Raw genomic sequence first — 20,312 nt, forward strand, 5'->3', positions numbered from 1 at the left:
ATCCCGCCCAGCATCCCAGCAACGGCATACAATCCAGCTTGGCCACGGCCGGCCCCAGTTTGTAGTCTCGACAACCACAATCTAGCGGGTCGGCCGTGAGCCTCTCCCCTCAGATGGGAGAAGAACCAAAAAAAGGGGCGGCCGCGAGGCCGCCCCAACCCATCAAGAGAACACGTGTTTAGAAGCGGACGGACCAGCGTGCAGTGGCGCCATGGTCGCGGCTTTCACTACCGAACTGGCCGCTGTAGCCCAGCTCCAGCTGCTGCCGCGGGGTCAGCCACGCCGCCAGGCCCAGCTCGGCCACGACGGCGTTGTCGGCAATCGGTGCGCCGTCGACTGCAAAGGTGGTAGTGCTGTTGGCAAAGGCCAGGTTGGCTACCTGGCTGCGGTCACCGAAGGCGCGGCGATAGCCCACGCCACCGCGCAGGTGCAGCCAGCTGTCCTGCTGGAACGAGGCCTTCAGGCCCTTGTCGAAGCGCAGGCCAGCGGTGGCGATGGTGGTGCCGGTGTCGTCCACCTTGCCGTGCAGTGCCGCCGCACCGCCACGCTCGTTGATCTGCTTCAGGTCCACTTCCACGCGGGCGACCTGCAGGTATGGCTCCAGCCCACCTTCCGCATTGCCGAAGCGGTAGCCCGCTTCGATGAAGGCCTGGCGTGTATGTGCGTTGTAGCGCGCGCTGAGGCTGTCGCTGAAGCCGGCGAAGGCAACATCACGCGTGCTCTTCACTTCGTTGCGGCTCCATGCCACGCCACCGCGCAGGCCGAAGCCGCCCCAGTTGTGGCTGGCGTAGGCGCCGAAGTGCGTGTTGTCGATCTTCGATTTGGCACGACGCTCCTGCTGCTTCACGTCGGTGCGGCCGGTACCGGCCAGCACGCCGATCTGCCAGCCACCGAACTCGCGGTCGATGCCGACCAGCAGGCCGTTGCTGTTGGCGTCGGTGCGCGCGGTGTTGCTGTTGCCATCCAGCTTGCTGTTGCCGCCCAGTGCCTGCACCCAGGCACCGGTGGCATCACCCGCATCGGCACCGGGTGCGGTGGCACCGGCACGGCGTGACAGTGCGGCATCGCGCACATAGCGGCTGCCCTCGACCAGGGCCAGCGCGGTGGCCGGATGCAGCTCGCCGCTGAGGCCATCGAGTACGCCACCAACCTGCTGCGGGAACAGTTGGGTCAGTGGCTTGGGCAGGCCCTGGTTGATTGCCAGACCATCGGCAGCCGCCGCGGCCGCACGCTGGTTCGACGTGGTGGCGGCACTGGCGAGCGACGCACCACGGGCCACGTCGATGCGGGTGCCATTGGCACCGTAAGCCAGGCTGAACTGCAGGAACGGCGAGAACGCACTGAAGTCGGTTTTCGCGAACTGGCCGCTGACACCGCCGTCGGCGCGGATGAAATTGAACTGCTCGCCGAGGTAGTAGGTACCCGGCTCCGGCAGTGCGACCAGGGTGCCGCCGAGGGTGGCGGTGCCGGTCACGTGCAACTGGTCACTGCGCCCGCCCGGAGCAAGTTCGGCGGCATAGACACCGGTTGCTCCCTGCACGTAGTTGCCGTTGATGGTCAGCGTGCCGATCGAATTGCCCGGCGCGATGATGCCGTCGACGTGGGTGGTGCCGAGCGTACCGACACCCTTCAGCAGGCCGTTGGCACCGACCGTGGTGATGCCGCCGGTCTGCGTGCCGTTGAAGGACACCACGCCACCGTTGACGGTCAGGTTGCTGTCCTTCAGCAGGCCGCTGCTGCTGACCGTGCTCACGCCCCCGGTGGTGTTCAGCGCGGTGGAGACGAGACTGCCGTTGAGCAGGAACTGACCACCCTGGACCTCGACCGCAGACGTGAGCGTGTTGGCACCATTCAATTCCAGCGTACCGTCCTGCAGTACCGCGCCGTTGAAAGTGTTGTCACCGCTCAGGCGCAGCCAGCCGATGCCGGACTTGGTCAGCTTGCCGGGGCCGCCGATGTCGTTGGTCCAGTCGTCCCAGGCATCGCCCTCCCACACCTTCAGGCCGCCGGCCTTCTGGTTCATCACCACGTTGCTGTCCACGCGCAGCGAGCCGTAGCCTTCGATGGCCTTGCGCAGGTCCATCAGGCCCCAGCCGTAGACATCATCGATGCCCGGTGCGCCAAGATCGCGCGCGGTGGTCAGCAGCACGTCGCGGACCTGCGCGCTGTCCAGATAGGGGAAGCGTTCGAACAACAGGCCCAGCGCACCGGTGACGTGCGGTGCGGCCATCGAGGTGCCGCTCAGGTTCCCATAGGCATACGTGGGGGCCTGGCCGGAGACCTCGAGGGTCACATTGCCATTGTCTTCGCGGGGGCTGGCATCGATGACTGAATCTTCGCCATAGACGGTCGAATTGATGTTCGAACCAGGCGCGGCCAGGCACCAGTTTGCGGCCAGGCCGCAGCGCATCGAGCGATTGCTCAGCTCCAGGGCCTGGTTGACGTTGACTACGGCCAACCAGTACGGCTCGATGTCAGTGAAGGCGCGCGGCATTGATGCGTACATGCCCGCGATCGGTGCCTGCTCTGGCGAAGGATTGACCGAATCGGTGTTTCCCGCGGCCCACACCTGGATCAGGCCGCGGGCCCGGGAGCCTTCTGCTATCGCGCCGAGGCCGTCCGCAAGATCCGGATGGGACAGATAGAAGTCGAGCTTCTCGGCGGTGTCCGGTTCGTTGGTCAGGCCCCAACTGTGGTTGACTGCGCGGACGTGCTGTTCGTTGAGCTGTGCGTATAGCTGCGGGAAGATCGAATCGGAGGCCCCCAACCCGGCAACCGATTTACTGTCCAGGTACAGTCCGCCATCCCGCTGGACGACGGTCAGGTAGTTCACGCTGTTGGCAAACAGGCGGGCCACGGTGAGGTCCGCCCCGAACGCGACGCCGTGCATTCCGTTGCCGTCGCGGTTGGCGGCGATGGTTCCGGATACGTGGGTGCCGTGCACGTTGTAGCCCGGGCCCTCGAAGTAGCCGTTGCGATTGAGCAGATCCTTGTAGGCCGGATCAATGAGGGTGTAATCGATGGCGACCTGATTGCCGTCGCTGGTGAAGCAGGCATCCGGGCCGTCGAGTACCTCGCGGCCGCACAGGCTGCCATCGGCAAGCACATCGGCCAGACGCAGGCTGCGATGGTTCTTCCCGGCGAACTCTGGATGGTCCAGGCCGGTGCCGCTGTCGAACACACCCAGGCGGATGCCGGTACCGGTCAGGCCCCGTGCATAGGCGTGGTCTGCGTTGGTCGCGGCCAGGCCCCAGTCGGCGTTGAATTCATCCGTGCGCCAGCTGGCTGGATCGCCCGGATTGCCGAGGATCGTCGTGCTGCTGGCTGCCGCTGCGGGGGCTGCAATCGGCAACGGGGTGGTTGCGGACGGGATCGCAGCAGTGGCCGGTTGTGCCCACGCCACGTGCAGTTGGCGCTGTTGTTGCCAGGCCTCGAATGAGTCGTTGGCCATGGCGGGCAGCGTGCTGGCAAGCAGCAGTGTGCTGGTGACCGCCAGTGCGAGGCGGCTGTGCATCGGAGAACGGGAGTGGGACGAACGGCCGTGCAGCGGGTAATTCATCGGACAACTTCCTTGATTGACGGACAACAAGGCCGTTAACCCCGCAGCGCGCCGATCACCCCCAGTGGTGTGAAGGAAATTTAATGAACAGGTTAATGTTCCGTGACACGGGCGTTCACTCCATCTCCCGGGGGCCTCGCTACCGTGGCCCGGCCTGGGCTCACCAGGCTTATCAAGGAGTGATGTCGATGCGTACTTTCAGGAAATTGATCGTGGGTGCGGTGTTCGCCTTGGCCTGCAGCGGTTCGGTTGCTGTGGCTGGGCCGATTCCGCCATGCGATCTTCCCTGTTGGAAGGCTTACCAGGCCTGTCTGTCCGGTGGCGGTGACGCGATGGAATGCCAGTACGAATACGATCGTTGCGTCATGGATCGCTGCGGCGCCGTGTAAGCAGTGGCAACGCAGGACTGATGGCGAGCCCCGTCACTGACGGGGCTCTTCTGTTTCAGTGCAACGGACGCCTGCGGTCAGTGCTGGCGCGCGGCGCGCAGTGCGTTGCAATCCCAGATCGCCATCAGCGCATCCACGGCTGCGTGCAGCTCCGTGGCACGGCGCCCATCCCGGGCCTGGATGGCGATGCCCTTGAGGAACACGTCGAAGGCGGTGGCCAGCGCGGTGCAGTCCACGTCCGGGCACAGTTCGCCCACATCACGGCCGGCCTGCACGCAGGCGGTGATGGCCTGGCTGGTCTGCCGGCGCGCCTGCTCGACCTGTGCGGCGATGTCCTCATGGCCTTCGAAACAGTTCAGGCCGGACAGTACCGCCATGCAGCCGCGCGGGCGGGTGCGCGAGGTCTGTGCGGTCACAGCGGCATGCAGGGTGCGTCGCATCGCCTCGCGTGGGCCGTCGGTGGTGTCCGTCAGCAAAGTAGCCAACTGGCCGCAGGACTGCATGTAGAGCGACAGGCATTCGCCGAACAACGCCTCCTTGGAGCCGAACGCCGCATAGAAGCTTGCAGGCGAAAGCCCTCCCAGCGCGCTGCGCAGGTCGTTGAGCGTGGTGGCCTCGTAGCCGCGTTCCCAGAACAACAGCATCGCCTGTTCCACAGCGTCGTCGCGGTCGAATTCGCGGGGGCGGCCAGTGCGCGCCATGAGTAAGCCAGGGTAGGGGGAATGACTTAAAGACTAGTCATTCCAGAATTCATTGACAAGTCAGCCGGCGGCGCTCAACTTATGGAACGTACATTCCATAACTAATGCAGGGAGTTTGAACATGATCAGCCAGTTGACCAGCGGCAACTTCGACATGGCCGTACGCAACGCGCCGGGCGTGCACGTGATCCGTTTCTGGGCCGAGTGGTGCCACCCGTGCCGGGTGATGCAGCCGATGTTCGAGCAGGCGGCGGATGAGTTGAACAGGCTGGTTCATTTCGCCGAGGTGAACATCGACGAATCGCCGGCGCTGGCCAACGAGTTCGGCGTGATGAGCATTCCGACCATGGTGGTGGTGCGCGATGGCAAGCCGGTGGCCCGCACCGTTGGCGCGTTGCCGAAGAGCGCGATCACCCAGCTTGCGATGAGCCATCTGGGCTGAGCACGCTTGCAGCCCATGCACGCAGCGGCGAGGATGGGGAATCGCATCGGAGCCGCTGCACATGGCCGTCAAACGTGTCGTCGCCAACATCGCCACGCCTGACCCTGCGCGTGCCGCAGCGTTCTATGGCGAGCTGCTGGGCATGCCGGTGGTGATGGACCACGGCTGGATCGTCACCCATGGCGGCGAGGGCAGCGCGCTGGCGCAGGTCAGCTTTGCCAGTGAAGGGGGTTCCGGCACCGCAGTGCCGGACCTGTCGATCGAAGTGGACAATCTGCAACAGGTGCTGGAGCGCATGCGCGTGGCCGGCATCCCGCTGGAGTATGGCCCGGCCGATGAGCCCTGGGGCGTGCGCCGCTTCTTTGTCCGTGACCCGTTCGGGCGGTTGTTGAACATCCTCGCCCATTCCTGAGCGACGGCGAGGACTTCAGCGGCGCGTGCCGTCTCACTTCGGGGCTGGAGACACGCCGACCATGCGCAGGCAATCATCCACCACGGCGGCGATGAAGGCATCGGCATCCTGTGCCGGTGTGGCGATCAGGTCGTCGGTAGCGCCGTGCACGCCGGCATAGATCAACGAGGCGGTAACCTGCGGCGCTGGCAGCTGCCATAGACCGGCGGCGTTGCCCGCTTCGAGGATGCCCAGCAGGTGCTGCTGGATTGCGTTGCGTTCGGCGTTGCCGCGCTGGTGGTGGTGATGGTTGGCATACACCACATCGTGCAGTGCATGGGTGCGCACGTAGAGCTCGATGTTGGCGCGGATCCAGGCACGCAGGCGTGCTACGCCATCGCCGTCGGGCTGCTGCTGCACGGCCTGGTCGACCGCTTCCATGAACTGCCGCGTGTAGCGTTGTGCCAGCGCCTGCAGGATCTCGGTGCGCGAGGCGAAGTAGGTATAGAAGGTGCCCTTGGCCACATCGGCCGCAGCGACGATGTCGCTGATGGTGGTGGCGTCTACCCCCTTTGACAGGAACAGTGCCTGTGCGGCGTCCATCAGTTCTTCCTGACGGGTTTCCGCGGGCTTGGTGCGAGGCCTGGCAACAGCTGGGGTCTGCATGGTGGGCAAGGTTCGGGTGCGACGGTGGCCATTCTAGCTGCCCTTCGGCATTGACTGACCGCCAGTCATTGACCGACGGTCAGTCAGTGGCTACGATGCGCGCACGTCCTCCCCCGGGATCCACACATGCAACGTTTCCAACGTCCGGCCCTGGTGTTGGCCGCCTACCTCGGCACGTTTCTCGCCTCGCTGGACATCAGCATCGTCAACGTCGCGCTACCCACCCTGCAGCAGGCGTTGAGCACTGACATGGCCGGGCTGCAATGGGTGATCAATGCCTATGCGATCGCGTTGTCGGCGCTGATGCTGTCGGCGGGGCCGCTGGGGGATCGTTACGGTCATCGGCGGATGTGGTTGATCAGCGTCGCCACCTTCACTCTTGGTTCGTTGCTCTGCGCCTGTGCCAACACTCTTGCGATCCTGGTGGCTGGACGCGCAGTACAGGGCATCGCGGGCGCATTGTTGATTCCCAGCGCCATGCCGATCCTCAGCCACGCCTTCCCCGATGCGCGACTACGCGCACGCGCGATCGGCGGCTGGTCGGCGTTCAGTGCGTTGGCCCTGGTGCTGGGCCCGCTGCTGGGCGGCGTGCTGGTGCAGCGCGCCGGATGGCCCAGCATCTTCCTGATCAACCTGCCGCTGGGCCTGCTCGCGCTGGCGCTGGGCGCCTGGGGAATTCCGGAACGGCGGCATCCGCAGCACGCTGCACTGGACCCTGCCGGGCAGCTGCTCAGCGTCGTCGCGCTGGGTGCGCTGAGTTATGGCCTGATCGCGATCGGCGAGCATGGCCTGCTGGCCCCGGTCACCCTGCTGGCGCTGGGCGTCGCAGCCGTCGGACTGGTCCTGTTCGGCATCGTCGAACGCGGGGTGGCACGCCCTTTGCTGCCGCTGGACCTGTTTGCCGACCGCCGTTTCGGCATGTTCAACCTGGCCTCGTTCGTGCTCGGCTTCACTGCCTATGCCAGCCTGTTCTTCCTGTCGCTGTTCTTCCAGCAGGCGCAGGGGCACAGCGCCGCGCAGGCCGGCTCCCAGCTGGCTCCGCAGTTCCTGTTGATGGGTGTCGTCTCGCTGTTGTTCGGTCGTCTGGTCGCCCACCTCGGGCTGCATGCCGCGCTGGTGCTGGGCTACGCCCTGGCCGGGGTGGCGCTGTGCGTGATGGCCACGTTCGATCCGGCAACTTCGCGCGCTTTTGCCAGTGCTGTGCTGGTGCTGCTTGGCATTGGAATGGGACTGGCAGTGCCGGCGACCGGCATGGTGGTCATGGCCAGCGCGCCGGTCGAACGCGCGGGTATCGCCTCAGCCACGATGAACGCATTACGCCAGGCAGGCATGAGCCTGGGCATCGCGCTGCTGGGTAGCCTGATGGGCCAGCGCGCCGTGCAACAGTTCGCCGCTTCCGCGCAGGCGGCCGGGGAGCGGGGGCTGGTGGCACAGGCGCGCGAACTGATCCTGCAACCGGGCTCGATGCACGCCACGCCGCAGATGCTGGCCTGGTATCGCAGTGCGATGGCCAGTGGTTTCGGCTGGGCGATGGCTGTGGCCGGTGCGCTGGCCCTGCTTGCGGCGCTGGGTCTGTATCGGCAGCGCGCACCGGCCTGACGCGCAGCATTCAGCCCTGCTGGCGTTGCGGGCCCTCTGTCGTGCGTTCGGTCTCCTGTGGCTGCTGTTGCTGCTGGCGCGCATTGGCGTGGCGAGCGTGTCCACCTTCACGACCGATCGCGGCCATGTGCTGGCGGTTGCGGCTGATCGCCTCGCCGCCCTTGCGGCCTGCGACTCGTGCTTCGGCTGGACTGAATTCGTGCGCGTTGCCGGAGGCGTGCGCGGCGCGGCCACCCTTGGCAGCAATCGCGCGCTGCTTGTCCTGGTCCATTGATGCGAAGCCCCGGTTGGAGCTGCGCGGGTTCTGCTCAGTCATGTGAAATCTCCTGCAGTGTGGACGCCGCCTTCGTAGACGACGGCATCCATGCTTGGCCATCGCACGCTAAGTCCAGGTCGCCATCTTCGCTACGATTTTCACGCGCCCTGCGCACGCGGCTGATCGCGCAGCCATTCAGGCGGGTGCTGCCTTCGCTGCAGCCAGCGCCATGCCACTGACCACCGCCGCGATCGTCTCCACGTCTGCCAAGGGTGCTCCCTGGTTCAATCGTGCCTGCAGCGCCCCATGGGAGACGGCGAAGACGATCGCCTGGCCGAGCAGGGCGTGGGTGCGCAGCACCGTCTCGACGCCGGATGGTTCGCTGCCGCGCAGGCACGCCACGCACGCGGCCAGCGAGGTGTGCAGGGGTTCGAACAGCGTACGGTGGGCGCTGGCGAACGCGGCCGTTGGTTGGATCTGTTCGCGCGCCAACAGCAGCGTGCGTGGACCCGCATCCGGCGCCGACAGCAAGGCATGGACAAATGCCCGCATCAACTGCTGCAGTTGCTGCGCGGCCTGCCGCGCGCCGGTCGGCGGTGCTGCCGGCAGCGGCAGTCGTTCGGCAATGGCTTGGGCACAGCGCTGCAGCACGGCGGCATACAGTTCCTGCTTGCCGCCGAAATGATACGGAATGGCTGACTGGCTGCAGCCGGCCATGTCCACCAGTTGGCGGGTACGTACACCCTCCACACCGAATGCGCTGAACAGCTGCAGCCCCGCGTGCAGCAGTCGGCCTCGGGTCTGCCCGCTGCGCGTCTCGGCCGCGCGCCGTCGTGCCGGTGTCTGCAGATGGGCGATGAACTCAGGCATCGGCCTGCATCAGCCGTGTCGAGTTTTCATTGAGCGCGGTACCCGCGTCCGCGCCGACGATGACCGTACCGCCGATGTTGGCCATGTGCCGCCCGAATGCACAGTTCGGTTCGAAGGCGAAGCACATGCCAGCCTGCAAGGGCAGTTCGCGCCCGACGGTCGGCAGCGGCGCGATGTGCGCATAGCGCGCGGCCTCCGGCAGCGCTTCGATGCCTGGTGCACGGCCGAAGCCAATCGGTCCATAGGGGTTGAGGCTGTGGACCAACGGATGCACGTGCCAGCCGCCCGCCTCCAGCAGGGGCGCTTCCATCGCGTCGACGACATCGCCGAAGGTATTGCCCACGCGCAGTGCGGACAGGCCTGCTTCGTAGCTGCTGCGGGCGACGGCGGCGGCGCGATGGATGTCCTCGTGCACCTCGCCGATGGCCACCGCGGCCTGATGCTGGGTTTCCATCAGTCCGTACAGTGCGAAGATCTCCGACAACACCAGGTCACCATCGCGCAGGATGCGCGGCGGCTGTGCACGGTACTGCCAGGCGGGTGGTCCCCAGCCTACATACTCGGGACCCGAGCCGAGCAGCACCTCGGCGGTATAGCCCCCCAGCGAGAAGCAGGTGGCGGTCACTGCGGCAACCAGTTCGGCTTCGGAAACACCGGGGCGAGCAGTGGCACGCAGCGCCTCGCTCATGGATTCACCGATCCAGGCGGCATGCGCGATCAGCGCCAGTTCTTCCTGGCTCTTTACCGAGGCGCGCTGGAAGAACGCACGATACACCGGTACGAATTCCGCGCCCGGCACTGCCGCCTGCATGCCCAGCAAGGTGCGAGCAGGCATCGCGCCGTCGAAGTAGAACGGCGGATAGGGCTCCAGCCCCAGCACGCCGATACGTGCCGAGTGCAGGCCACACTGCTGCAGCCAGCGGCCTACCTCCTGCCCGGATTTGCCCACCCACAGCTGTTCGGGTGCGATCCACTGCAGGTCGCCGCGCAGGCCGGCCTGCAGGTGGTCGGCAATCATCAGCGAGGCAAAGGTGAACACCCGGGGTGGCTGGTCGCCGACGAACACCACGATCGAGCCGGGCCGGTCATTGGTGAAGTAGCAGTCCGGCGAGAAGCCGGCCGGTGCAGCGGCTTCCCGGTCGCCATGCACAACCAGGGCATCGAGGCGTTCACTGGCCATGATGTCGCGGGCCAGGGCCCAGCGGCGGTCGCGTTCCATCAGGCTGAGCGGTGCGGGCGGCGTGCGCATGAGGAGTACTCCAGGGGAAGGAGCGCGCAGGCTCGATCACGCAGATGAATGAATCAACCGCTTGAATCGGCATTGCATGTGCGCTGCTGCGGGGGCAGTTGAAGTCGGCGATTGAGCAGCGTTGCCGATCATCGTGATGGGACCACCGCCGCTGTTGATAGGATGCGCAACGACGCCACTCGCCTGGCCACGACAGGGACGTAGAACATGAACCGGATTGGATTGATCGCATTGCTGGCCTGTACCGCCCCCGCCCATGCAGCCAGCCCCCTGTTGTCCGGCAGCTTTGTCCACGTCGGCTATTTGGCCACCGACGAACAACTGCCGGCCGCGCAGTTGCCGCTGTTCCTGGATGAACTGCAGGATTTGGGCAACGACACGATCATCCTCGGCCAGGTGCGTGCCACCCGTGCCGGCGTGGGATGCGCCAGCGGCGTGCAGGATTTCGAATGGATTGCCGGCTTTCCCGGCAAGCTCGGCACCGTGCTCGACGCGGCGGCCGCGCGCGGCATGAAGGTCGTGGTCGGCACCACCTACAGCTCGGGGCAGTGCGCCACCTTCTGGCAGGGGCAGAACGCAACGGCCGTGGCACAGGATGCCGCGCAGTCGGTGGCGCAGCTTGGCCAGCAGTACGGATCGCATCCGGCGTTCGCTGGCTGGTACATCACCGACGAGCCGGCACAGGTGCCGGCTGACCGCGCGCCGTTCTATCGCGCGATCGTGACCGCGCTCAAAGGCAGTACACCCTCGCGGCCGGTGATGGTGGCGCCCTACCTGGCGTCATCCAGCGTTGTTCCGGCCAGCGTGGGCCGGGCTGCTGCGCAGTTCCGTACGGCCACCGGCGTGGACGTGCAGATCTGGCAGGATGGCATCGGTGCCGCCTCGCATGCACGCTTGTTCCAGTGGGATCGCCCGGGTTATTCCACCGAGGCGTATTACGAGGCGCTGTCGGCGGCACTGGGTGCCAGCGGCCTGTGGGCCGACATCGAACTGTTCAACCATGGCAGTCCGTTGTTCCTGGAGACCGGCAACGGGCTGTCCGGTGCCTATCGGTCCGCGTCGGTGCAGCGCATCAACCAGCAGTTGTGGAGTGCGCGTTCGGCCGGCAAGCGCGTTGCCTGGCTCAACCAGTACCACATGTCCGAGGTGGTCGGCCCCGGCCAGGGCTATGGCGAATCGCCGCGGCTGATGAACACCTATCGCGGGTTGTATGGCATCGGTGCGTCCTACAGTGTCGATCCGGTGCAGACCACCTACAGCTACAGCGTGGCGCCGGATGCGAACTATCCGGACAGCAGCGGTCACGAGCTGTTCGATCGCCGGGTGGGAGATCCGCGCAATCCGATGGATGCCGGCTGGGTGGGCGTGCACGGCAATGTCAGCATCACCATCGACCTGGGCCAGCGCCGGCGGGTGGACTGGATCGGCCTGCATACGATGACCCGCCCGGCGTGGGGCATCGTCACGCCGACGTCGGTGGAGGTGATGTGCGCTGAGCCGGGAACTGCCGCAACCCGCATCGGCGTGCTGTCGGCGCCATTCACCCAGGCCGGGCTGAGCGGTTCGACCGAAGAGGAGTACGTGCTGGGCAATGCCGCGCCGCTTGCCGCGCACTGCCGCACGCTGGAGCTGCGGTTGGTCAATGGCAGCTGGACCTTCCTCAGTGAAATCGAGATGGCAGCCGAGCAGTAGGCGCCTCAGCGCTGGGGTGTGTCGCGCAGTCGCTGCGCGAACGGCCGCTGCTCAAGCGCCTGCAGTGCGTCGCGCAGCACCTGCTCCAACGACTGTCCAAGATCGGCATCGAGGCTGCGCGCCGCGCGAGCCGTGGCCTGCCACTGCGCCTGCAGCGCCGGCAACGCCTGCAGTGCGCGCGGGCTCAACTGCAGGATGCGCTCACGGCTGTCTTCACCGATCGCAGCGTGCAGCCAGCCGTCGCGCACCATTGCTGAAACCGTCTGGCTGAGCGCCGAATGGCTGAGCCCGCAGGCCAGTGCGAGGTCCTTGATGCGGCAGGGGCCTTGCGCCATCAGCGTGCGCAGTACCGGGGTGTAGCGCGGCCGGTAGTCCAGTTTCTGGTCGCGGTAGGCCTGTTCGACCGCCGGGTCGAGCTGGTCGAGCAGGGCCCGCAGCAGCGTTCCCAGGGTGGCGTGTTGGAGATCCATGCTGGCGATGATATATAAGCACTTACATATCATCAACGTGGGGTGCGGTCATGGCGGTTTCGTGGATGCTGGGCGCGCTGCTGGCGGCGTCCTGCCCGGCCCAGGACGCGGTGCTGCAGGCGGCGGCCACGGCGATACAGGCGCAGTACCTGGACGTGGCCGAAGGCGCGCGCATTGCCGAGGCGGTGCGCGGCTGGTCCAGCCAGCAGCGCTATGTGGACAGCTGCGCGGACCCGAAGGCTTTCAGCGCACGCCTGAACCAGGATCTGGACGTGTTCGATGGCCACTTCCATGTCGAGCGGGTGGATGCCAGCGGCGGTCAGAACGACTGGCTGATGGCCTGGCGCGCGGATGCGCGCAGCAATGGTGCGGGCGTGCGCGAGGTGCGGGTGCTGGAAGGCAACATCGGTTACCTGCGCCTGAGCACCTTCTATCCGCTCGATCTGGCCCGTCCGAAGCTGGCTGCGGCCTTCACCCTGCTGGCCGACACCGATGGCCTGGTGCTCGACCTACGCCAGAACGGTGGGGGCGATGACAGCAGTGCGGACCTGCTGGTGCGGACCCTGCTGGCGGCCGAGATCACCCAGGTACAGTCACTGCAGCGCCGTGGCCAGCGCAGTCCGGTACCGCTGCCACCGGCGAGCCTGGGGCTGTACCTGAAGCCGCTGGTGGTGCTGATCGACCGCCGCACGGGGTCGGCCGCCGAATTCGTCGCGTACTCGCTGCAGGCGCAGGGGCGGGCACGTGTTGTTGGTAGTCGAAGTGGCGGCGCGGCACATATGTTCGATGATCCTGTGCTGCTGCCGGATGGCTATCAGATCAGCATTCCCGACCGGCAGCCGATCAACCTCCGTACCGGGACCAACTGGGAACGTACCGGCGTCACGCCTGATGCAGCAGGCGGTGACGATCCGCTGTTCGTCGCCCGGCAGCTGCTGACCCGCTCGGCATCGCCAGAATGAACGCACAATTGCAACCGCGCCCTATCGCAGACGACATGCAGCGTGCCTAGAATCGATGCATCCCGGTAGTTCCCGGGCGCTTCGAGTGAATGGACTCAATGAAGATTCTGTTGACCGGCAGTTCCGGGCGGATCGGGCGTGCGATCTTCGGCGCGCTGGCGGCGGCCCACGAAGTGGTGGGGCTGGATCGCAGCCCATTTGCCACCACCCGCATCATTGCCGATGTCACTGACCGTCAGGCCGTGATGCGGGCGGTGCAGGGCGTTGACGCGGTGATCCATACCGCTGCCCTGCACGCACCCCATGTCGGCCTGGTGCCGGATGCGGTATTCCAGCAGATCAATGTGGAGGCGACCGCACACCTGTTGCAGGCTGCCCGCGAGGCCGGGGCACGCCGCTTCGTGCTGACCAGCACCACGGCGCTGTATGGCCATGCGGTGGTGGCGGGCGGTTGCCGCTGGATCGATGAAGATACCGAGCCGTTGCCACGCACGATCTACCATCGCAGCAAGCTGCAGGCAGAGGCGTTGGCCGAAGCCGCTGCGGCGCCGGGCTTCAGCGCGCGCGTGCTGCGCATGGCCCGCTGCTTCCCCGAGCCACCGGAGCGGATGGCGATGTTCCGCCTGCACCGCGGCATCGACGCGCGTGACGTGGCCAGCGCACATGCCGCGCTGCTGCACGATGAGGGCGCTGCCTTCGCACGCTACATCGCCTGCGCACCGACGCCGTTCCTGCGCGAGGATTGCCTGGAACTGGCGACCCAGCCGCGCGGGGTGCTGGCCCGCCGCGCCCCGCAGCTGCTGGCCGAGTTCGAGCGCCGTGGCTGGCCGCTGCCGTTGAGCATCGACCGCGTCTACGACAGTGCACTTATGCGCGGCACATTGGGCTGGCAGCCGCGCTTCGGCCCGGACGACGTGCTGCAGCAGTACGCGGCTGGCAGCATCGAGGTGTTGCCTCGGGCACAGTGGATCAAGGATCGGGTTGCCGAGTAGGACGGAACGGGGCGGGTTCCTGACCCGACCCTGAGCAGGTTCAGGAATGTGCAGGCGGACCGACTCAACCTCGTTCGCAGGCGGCCGCTAACCCGGTGCGCTTCCAGCGCCGGGGGTGTCCCGGCGGCCGGTGGCCTGCGCGACGGATCGCGCACCTGCGCGGTGCCCTCGCGGTGCCGGTCGTCCTGAACTGCCTTGCGGACCCTTCCATGCCTTCTCCCCGTTCCGCCGCTGCCCGCCGCCCGGGCAGCATCGCCCACAAGCTGATGCTGGGCACCGCTGTGATCGCGCTGCTGTGCTTCGGCCTGACTGCGTTCCTGATCTACCGCCAGGCCAGCGCCAGCCTGATCGATGCCTCGCGCCAGACCATGGCCAGCGAGGCCACCGCCGAAGCCCGCCAGGTCGCGGCCGATCTGGGCACCGCCTTTGCCAGCAACGACGCCATGGTCGAGACCGTGCTCGCCCAGCGTGCGCGCGGTGATGTTCCGGATCGCGCCAGCCTGGCGGCCGTGCTGGGCGAGCAGCTGCGCACTCACCCCGAATGGCTGGGCAAGAGCACCATGTGGGAAGCCGACGCCTTCGACGGCAAGGATGCCGAGTTCGTCAACACTGAAGCGCACGATGCCACCGGTCGTTACATGAGCTACTGGGCCTGGCACGACGGCACGCCGCAGCAATCGACGATGACCGACTACACCGAGACGGCCAGTGGCTCCGGTGACTGGTACATGGTGCCCAGCCGCGACAAGCTGGCGAAGGTAAGCGAGCCCTACGCCTACAACATCGGTGGTCAGCAGGTGCTGATGAGCACGCTGAGCACGCCGATCATCGAAAACGGCAGGTTCCTCGGTGTATTCACCGTCGACTTCTCGCTGGCGGCGCTGCAGAAGCACCTGGCCACGCTGAAGCCGATGGGCGCCGGGCGGGTCGAACTGCTCTCGCCGAATGGCGTGGTGCTGGCCTCGGCGAACGCCGCCGAGATCGGCAAGCCGCGCAACGACGCATTGACCCGCAGCATGCTGGCCGACGTCGCCGCCGACCGCCGGTTCGAAGCCTTCACTCCGGATGCCGCCGGCAACGTGCGCGTATACGTGCCGCTGCGCGTGGGCGATGCACCGCAGCGCTTCGCGCTGGGCGTGGTGATGCCGCACGCGGTGATCGTGGCCGAGGCGCGCCAGCTGTTGTGGCTGACCCTGCTGGTTGGCGTGGTGGCTGCGCTGACGTTGAGTGCCGGTGTCTATGTGCTGCTGCGCCGGTTGGCGATCCGCCCACTGGCCGAAGCCGTGCGCGTGGCCGGCGACGTCGCCGCGGGCAAGTTGGACAGCACCCTGCCGGCACGCAGCAACGACGAAGTGGGCCGCCTGCTGGACGCGATGCAGGGCATGCGGGGTCAGCTGCAGTCGGTGATGGCGGCGCAGGCGGAGATGGCGCGTCGCCATGACGCCGGCGAGATCAGCTACCGCATGGACGCTGCGGCGTTCCCGGGCGAGTACGGCCGGATGGTGGCCGACAGCAACCAGCTGGTGGCCTCCAGCAACGCCGTCACCCAGCGCCTGGTCGACGTGATGCAGCGCTACGCGGTGGGTGACCTGAGCGTGGACATGGAAGTGCTGCCGGGCGAGAAGGCGGTGTTCACCGCTGCAATGGCCACCACCAAGAGCAACCTGGCGGCGATCAACGATCAGATCCAGCAGCTGGCCGCTGCCGCCGCCGCCGGCGATTTCGCGGTGCGTGGCGACACGCTGCGCTTCGACCACGACTTCCGCCGCATGGTGGAAACCCTCAACACCATGATGCAGGTCAGCGACCACAACCTGGCCGAGCTGTCGACGCTGCTGCGCGCGATCGCCGCAGGCGACCTCAGCGCGCGCATGCAGGGTGACTTCCATGGCGTGTTCGCGGTGATGCGCGACGATGCCAACAGCACCGTGCAGCAGCTGACCCAGATCGTCGGCCAGATCCAGCAGTCGGCGGCCAGCATCCGCCTGGCAGCGGGTGAGATTGCCGCGGGCAACAGTGACCTGTCGCGCCGCACCGAGCAGCAGGCGGCGAACCTGGAAGAGACCGCGGCCTCGATGGAGGAGTTGACCTCCACGGTACGCCAGAATGCCGACCACGCGCTGCAGGCCAACACCCTGGCCGGCTCCGCAGCGGGTGTGGCCAGTGAAGGCGGGCAGGTGGTCAGCCAGGTGGTGCAGACCATGGAGCAGATCGAGGCCTCGTCGCAGCGTATTGCCGAGATCATTTCGGTGATCGACGGCATCGCGTTCCAGACCAACATCCTGGCGTTGAACGCGGCGGTGGAAGCGGCGCGTGCCGGCGAACAGGGCCGTGGATTCGCCGTGGTTGCCAGCGAAGTGCGCGCGCTGGCCCAGCGCTCGGCAGGTGCGGCCAAGGAGATCAAGGAGCTGATCGACGCCTCGGTGGCGCAGGTTGGCGCCGGTGCGCAGCTGGTGCACGGCGCGGGCCGCACCATGCAGGAAATCGTCGGCCAGGTCGGTCGAGTGAACGAGATCATGGCCGAGATCTCGGCAGCCTCGCGCGAGCAGTCGGCGGGCATCGAGCAGGTCAACCAGACCGTGGTGCAGATGGATGAGACCACCCAGCAGAACGCCGCGCTGGTGGAAGAAGCCAGCGCCGCCGCGCGGGCGATGGAAGAACAGGCCGAGCAGCTGGCGGTGGCGGTCTCGCGCTTCCGTTTGCAGGCCGAGCCGGTGGCCACGGTCCGTCGCGCTGCCTGAGCCACGCTGGATGCAAATGAAGACGCCCGGCAAAGGCCGGGCGTCTTCATTTCTGCTCGATGCTGTGCCTGGCCGGAATGCGGCGGCAGCGCAGCGTCAGAACATGCCTTCGAAGGGGTTCCAGCTGGCTTTGCCCTTCACCTGCTCCAGGTAGTAGCTGTAGTTGGTGCTGGAGGCGACCAGGAAGTTCAAGGCGATGAAAAGTGCGCGGGCGACGATCTCCGGCAGGAACAGGGTGACGGCGGCCAGCACGATATTGATACCGATCACCACCAGCGCCTTGCGCCACATGCCCAGAATGAACAGGTAGATGAAGCCGAAGAAGAAGGCGAAGAAATTGATGTTGACCTTGAGGCGGTCGCCGAAGGACAGCGCCTTCCAGGCTTCCTTGAAGCGGGGCTCCTTCGGAGCGCCATGCTGCTGGAAGAAGTTGAAGCGGAACTGCCACTTCGGGCTGAAGCGGGAGAGATCGACTGCGTTCATTGACGATTACGTCCTTGTAGGAAAACGGTTACATGATATGAGGTGGATGGTTCAGGAAACTACCCTCAACCGTCAAAAATGTGACGCGCCCGGCATGTGCAGGCCTGCGGCGGGGCGCCGCACCGTCACCCATCCGCCTTGTTTTTAGGATAGGGTGCGCAGTTCCGCTGCCGCCCCAGCTGATCCCGGGCGGCGGCGGGATGTCCATGGAGGTTGCATGACCACACCTGCTACACCGGAAAACGCACCGGGACCGGTGCTCCTGCCGACACCTGAAGTGGTGCAGGCACAACAACTGCTCGCACGCCAGCAACTGGCGGTGGCGATGGACCGTGCACGCACGGCCGCTACGCAGAGCGCGGCCGCGGCCGCGCTGGAAAGCGAGTAATCCGCAACACCGTCGATCGCGCTGGCCTGCCGCCAGCGCGATCGCGGCGCGCGCCGCCGGTCAGAACCGCGCGGTCATGCTCATGAAGTAGCTGCGCCCGGCCACGAAGTAGTCGGTGGAGCCCTCGGCATACAGCTTCTTGTCGGCCAGGTTGCTGACGCCGCCGCGCAGGGTCAGTACCTCGTTGACGTTCCAGGCCGCGGTCAGGTCATACAGCGTGTAGGCCTTGAGGAAGGTTGTCGCCGTGCCGGTCTGCTTGCCGGTGTACTGCGCCGACAGGCTGCTGGAGAACATCGTGTTGGGCGTCCAGTCCAGCGACGAATAGCCGGAGAACTCCGGCGTATCGATCAGGTTCCTGCCGGTGGTCAGGTTCTTGGCTTCCTTCATCCAGGTGGCCGAGGTGCGCCAGCGCCAGTGTTCACCGAAGCGGAAGTTCAGATTGCCTTCCATGCCGCTGGTGCGCGCGCGCTGCACGTTGCTCATGCGCGTCCACCAGATGCCGTTGAACTTGCCCAGCGGCGCGTACTCGATCTTGTTCTTGAAGTCGGTATGGAAGTAGGTCAGGCCCGCATCGAACAGGTCATTGTCGAAGCTGATGCCGATCTCGCGGTTGGTGCTGGTTTCCGGGTCCAGGTCCGGGTTGCCGGCCATGTAGCAGCCACCGCGGGTATAGCCCAGCGGAATCAGCGAGGTGCAGCCGCGGCCGCCGGACTGGGTGGCCGCGCTGGGCGAGTTTTCGGTCAGGCTGGGGGCGCGGAAGCCCTTGGAAACACCACCGCGTATCGTCCACTGTTCGGCCGGGTGCCAGACCAGGTAGGCGCGGGGGCTGACGTGGCTGCCGAACTTCTCATGGTGATCCAGGCGTGCGCCCAGGGTCAGCGCCAGAGTGCGATGCAGCTTCAGTTCGTCCTCGACGAACAGTGCCCAGGTATCCACTTCCAGGTCGGAACCGTTGACCGCGTTGCCGGCATAGTCGATCGGCGCGCGGCCGATGGTATCGGTGTTGGTCAGTTCCTGGCGCTTCCACTGGCCACCGACGGCGAACTGGTGCTCAACACCCAGGGTGAAGGGCGTGGTCAGGCTGCCTTCGATGATGGTATCGGTGGCTTCGGAGCGGCCGGTGGCGCCGATGTCGTTCTTGTACTCGGTCCAGTACGCACTGATCTTCGAGTTGCCGAAGCTCCACTTGCCGTCGTGGTTGAGCGCCAGCGAGCTGCGCTTGAGTTCGCTGGCACCCCAGGCGCCTTCGTCCTGCTTCTCCAGCGACGCGTCGATGAAGGACTGCTGCACGCCGTGGCCGGCTTCCAGCGACAGTTCCTGCGCGTCGCTGAGCTTCCACTGCAGCAGCGCGTCGACATTGCGGTCCTTTTCGCCGGCGTAGGCGTTGCCGTAGACACCACCGTTGGAGCGGTCCGAGTCGCGGCGCATGCTGTTGGCACCGATGCGCAGGCCGAAGCGCTCGCCGAGCGGGCCGGAGAACGTCGCACCGATCTGCTGGGTATCACCGCGCTTGCCATCGCCCGGGCGGGTATAGCTGTGGGTGGCGCTGCCGTTCCAGTCATCACCGATACGCTTGGTGATGATGTTGATCACGCCGCCCATGGCGTCGGAGCCGTACAGCGACGACATCGGTCCGCGCACCACCTCGATGCGTTCGATCTGGTCGGGCGAGATCCAGTTCAGATCCTGGCGGCCGAGGTCGGGGCGGTAGTTGGTCGAGGCCGAGCTGCCCATGCGCTTGCCGTCCACCAGCACCAGCGTGTAATTGGACGGCATGCCGCGCAGCTTGATCTTGGACTGCTCGCCGACCGCACTGAGGCCGCCGGTCACGCCCGGCACGCGGCTGAGCAGGGTGGCCAGGTCGTGCACCGGCTGGCGCTCGATGTCCTCGCGGCTGATCACGCTGATGCTGGCCGGCGCGTCCTTGATCCATTGCTGGTTGCCCGAGGCGGTGACCACCACGGTATCCAGATCCTTGGTGGAGGCATCGGCACTGGCCTCTGCGGCGGCCAGGCCGGGCAGGGCAAGCAGGCAGGCGGTGGCCAGGGCGCAGGCCAGGCGGGTGCGCGGCAAGCGCGCGGAAGGGGTACGGAACGACAGGGACATGACGGCTTCCATCGGAGGAGGGGGACCCGGTGGAAGCAGCAGGCGCGCGCAGACAGCAGGCAGCCCCCTTCCATGGGTCGTGGGCGCAGGGTTGGAACCGGCGCAGCTGGGTGGGTCTCGGCCGTGCGGAAGACGGTGACCTGCCTGGTTAATGAAATGATAACCGTTCGCGTTTGTTACGATCCAGTACCTGGGGCGACGAAGTGACATCCGTTCTTCTGTCCCGGCACTCGCCTGCTGTTTGCTGAATGGGGATAAATCCCGGCGTAGACCTTCGCACTCGGCTTACATCCGGCGCCCTAGACTGAGCCGCATTTTCGATTCCGCCCCGTTGGAGATCGTGTGGGTTCCGGTAG

At 66.3% G+C, this 20,312-nt stretch carries 18 protein-coding genes; 9 read left to right on the forward strand and 9 right to left on the reverse strand.

Annotation, left to right across the window (positions count from 1 at the left end; genetic code table 11):
* Positions 1–178: 178 nt before the first annotated feature.
* Positions 179–3,559, reverse strand: a complete 3,381-nt coding sequence (locus EKL94_RS17705; RefSeq protein WP_126930076.1) for an autotransporter domain-containing protein — start codon at positions 3,557–3,559, stop codon at positions 179–181.
* 188 nt (positions 3,560–3,747) lie between these two features.
* Between EKL94_RS17705 and EKL94_RS22885 the strand changes: the two genes are divergently transcribed.
* Complete coding sequence (locus tag EKL94_RS22885) at positions 3,748–3,948, forward strand: hypothetical protein (protein ID WP_126930097.1); 201 nt, start codon at positions 3,748–3,750, stop codon at positions 3,946–3,948.
* 77 nt (positions 3,949–4,025) lie between these two features.
* Here the strand turns inward: EKL94_RS22885 and EKL94_RS17715 are convergent, their stop codons facing one another.
* Positions 4,026–4,649, reverse strand: coding sequence for a TetR/AcrR family transcriptional regulator (locus tag EKL94_RS17715; RefSeq protein WP_126930077.1), 624 nt, complete (start codon positions 4,647–4,649; stop codon positions 4,026–4,028).
* 121 nt (positions 4,650–4,770) lie between these two features.
* On the opposite strand from EKL94_RS17715, the gene trxA reads away from it, so the two are divergent.
* Together trxA and EKL94_RS17725 are read left to right on the forward strand one after the other, a co-directional pair.
* Entirely contained in the window at positions 4,771–5,091 is a 321-nt protein-coding gene (gene trxA / locus EKL94_RS17720; protein ID WP_125892338.1) for a thioredoxin, read from the forward strand.
* Positions 5,092–5,152: 61 nt separating this feature from the next.
* On the forward strand, positions 5,153–5,503 hold the full coding sequence (locus tag EKL94_RS17725; RefSeq protein ID WP_126930078.1) for a VOC family protein: 351 nt from the start codon (positions 5,153–5,155) through the stop codon (positions 5,501–5,503).
* Between the two features lie 33 nt (positions 5,504–5,536).
* On the opposite strand, the gene EKL94_RS17730 is transcribed toward EKL94_RS17725, so the two are convergent.
* Positions 5,537–6,148 carry a TetR/AcrR family transcriptional regulator gene (locus EKL94_RS17730; RefSeq protein WP_126930079.1) on the reverse strand — a complete coding sequence of 204 codons (612 nt, stop codon included), beginning with the start codon at positions 6,146–6,148 and terminating at the stop codon, positions 5,537–5,539.
* 126 nt (positions 6,149–6,274) lie between these two features.
* On the opposite strand from EKL94_RS17730, the gene EKL94_RS17735 reads away from it, so the two are divergent.
* Entirely contained in the window at positions 6,275–7,747 is a 1,473-nt protein-coding gene (locus EKL94_RS17735) for an MFS transporter (RefSeq protein WP_126930080.1), read from the forward strand.
* Between the two features lie 10 nt (positions 7,748–7,757).
* Here EKL94_RS17735 and EKL94_RS17740 read toward each other — a convergent pair whose 3' ends face one another.
* The 3 genes from EKL94_RS17740 to EKL94_RS17750 form a co-directional block, all read right to left on the reverse strand.
* Positions 7,758–8,063: a KGG domain-containing protein gene (locus tag EKL94_RS17740; protein ID WP_126930081.1), complete on the reverse strand. Its 306-nt coding sequence runs from the start codon at positions 8,061–8,063 to the stop codon at positions 7,758–7,760.
* 135 nt (positions 8,064–8,198) lie between these two features.
* Entirely contained in the window at positions 8,199–8,873 is a 675-nt protein-coding gene (locus EKL94_RS17745; protein WP_126930082.1) for a CerR family C-terminal domain-containing protein, read from the reverse strand.
* Positions 8,866–10,122 (reverse strand): M24 family metallopeptidase, encoded by a 1,257-nt coding sequence (locus tag EKL94_RS17750; protein ID WP_126930083.1) that lies wholly within the window; start codon positions 10,120–10,122, stop codon positions 8,866–8,868. The genes EKL94_RS17745 and EKL94_RS17750 overlap by 8 nt, the downstream gene beginning before the upstream one ends.
* A 207-nt stretch (positions 10,123–10,329) precedes the next feature.
* On the opposite strand from EKL94_RS17750, the gene EKL94_RS17755 reads away from it, so the two are divergent.
* Complete coding sequence (locus EKL94_RS17755; protein ID WP_126930084.1) at positions 10,330–11,814, forward strand: DUF4434 domain-containing protein; 1,485 nt, start codon at positions 10,330–10,332, stop codon at positions 11,812–11,814.
* Between the two features lie 5 nt (positions 11,815–11,819).
* Here the strand turns inward: EKL94_RS17755 and EKL94_RS17760 are convergent, their stop codons facing one another.
* Positions 11,820–12,284 (reverse strand): MarR family winged helix-turn-helix transcriptional regulator, encoded by a 465-nt coding sequence (locus tag EKL94_RS17760; protein WP_126930085.1) that lies wholly within the window; start codon positions 12,282–12,284, stop codon positions 11,820–11,822.
* A 50-nt stretch (positions 12,285–12,334) separates the two neighbouring features.
* Between EKL94_RS17760 and EKL94_RS17765 the strand changes: the two genes are divergently transcribed.
* The 3 genes from EKL94_RS17765 (at position 12,335) to EKL94_RS22770 (ending at position 16,979) form a co-directional block, all read left to right on the forward strand.
* A complete protein-coding gene (locus tag EKL94_RS17765; protein ID WP_126930086.1) occupies positions 12,335–13,246 on the forward strand; it encodes a S41 family peptidase in 912 nt (303 codons plus the stop codon).
* A gap of 98 nt (positions 13,247–13,344) precedes the next feature.
* Entirely contained in the window at positions 13,345–14,238 is an 894-nt protein-coding gene (locus EKL94_RS17770; RefSeq protein ID WP_126930087.1) for an NAD-dependent epimerase/dehydratase family protein, read from the forward strand.
* Positions 14,239–14,447: 209 nt separating this feature from the next.
* Positions 14,448–16,979 (forward strand): methyl-accepting chemotaxis protein, encoded by a 2,532-nt coding sequence (locus EKL94_RS22770; RefSeq protein WP_126930088.1) that lies wholly within the window; start codon positions 14,448–14,450, stop codon positions 16,977–16,979.
* 96 nt (positions 16,980–17,075) lie between these two features.
* Here EKL94_RS22770 and EKL94_RS17780 read toward each other — a convergent pair whose 3' ends face one another.
* Entirely contained in the window at positions 17,076–17,462 is a 387-nt protein-coding gene (locus EKL94_RS17780; RefSeq protein ID WP_126930089.1) for a DUF2628 domain-containing protein, read from the reverse strand.
* A 217-nt stretch (positions 17,463–17,679) separates the two neighbouring features.
* On the opposite strand from EKL94_RS17780, the gene EKL94_RS22465 reads away from it, so the two are divergent.
* Positions 17,680–17,850 (forward strand): hypothetical protein, encoded by a 171-nt coding sequence (locus tag EKL94_RS22465; RefSeq protein WP_185830051.1) that lies wholly within the window; start codon positions 17,680–17,682, stop codon positions 17,848–17,850.
* A 60-nt stretch (positions 17,851–17,910) separates the two neighbouring features.
* On the opposite strand, the gene EKL94_RS17785 is transcribed toward EKL94_RS22465, so the two are convergent.
* Entirely contained in the window at positions 17,911–19,956 is a 2,046-nt protein-coding gene (locus EKL94_RS17785; protein ID WP_126930090.1) for a TonB-dependent receptor domain-containing protein, read from the reverse strand.
* Positions 19,957–20,312: the final 356 nt, after the last annotated feature.

The organism is Stenotrophomonas maltophilia (assembly GCF_003970865.1).
Lineage (GTDB): Bacteria > Pseudomonadota > Gammaproteobacteria > Xanthomonadales > Xanthomonadaceae > Stenotrophomonas > Stenotrophomonas maltophilia_AR.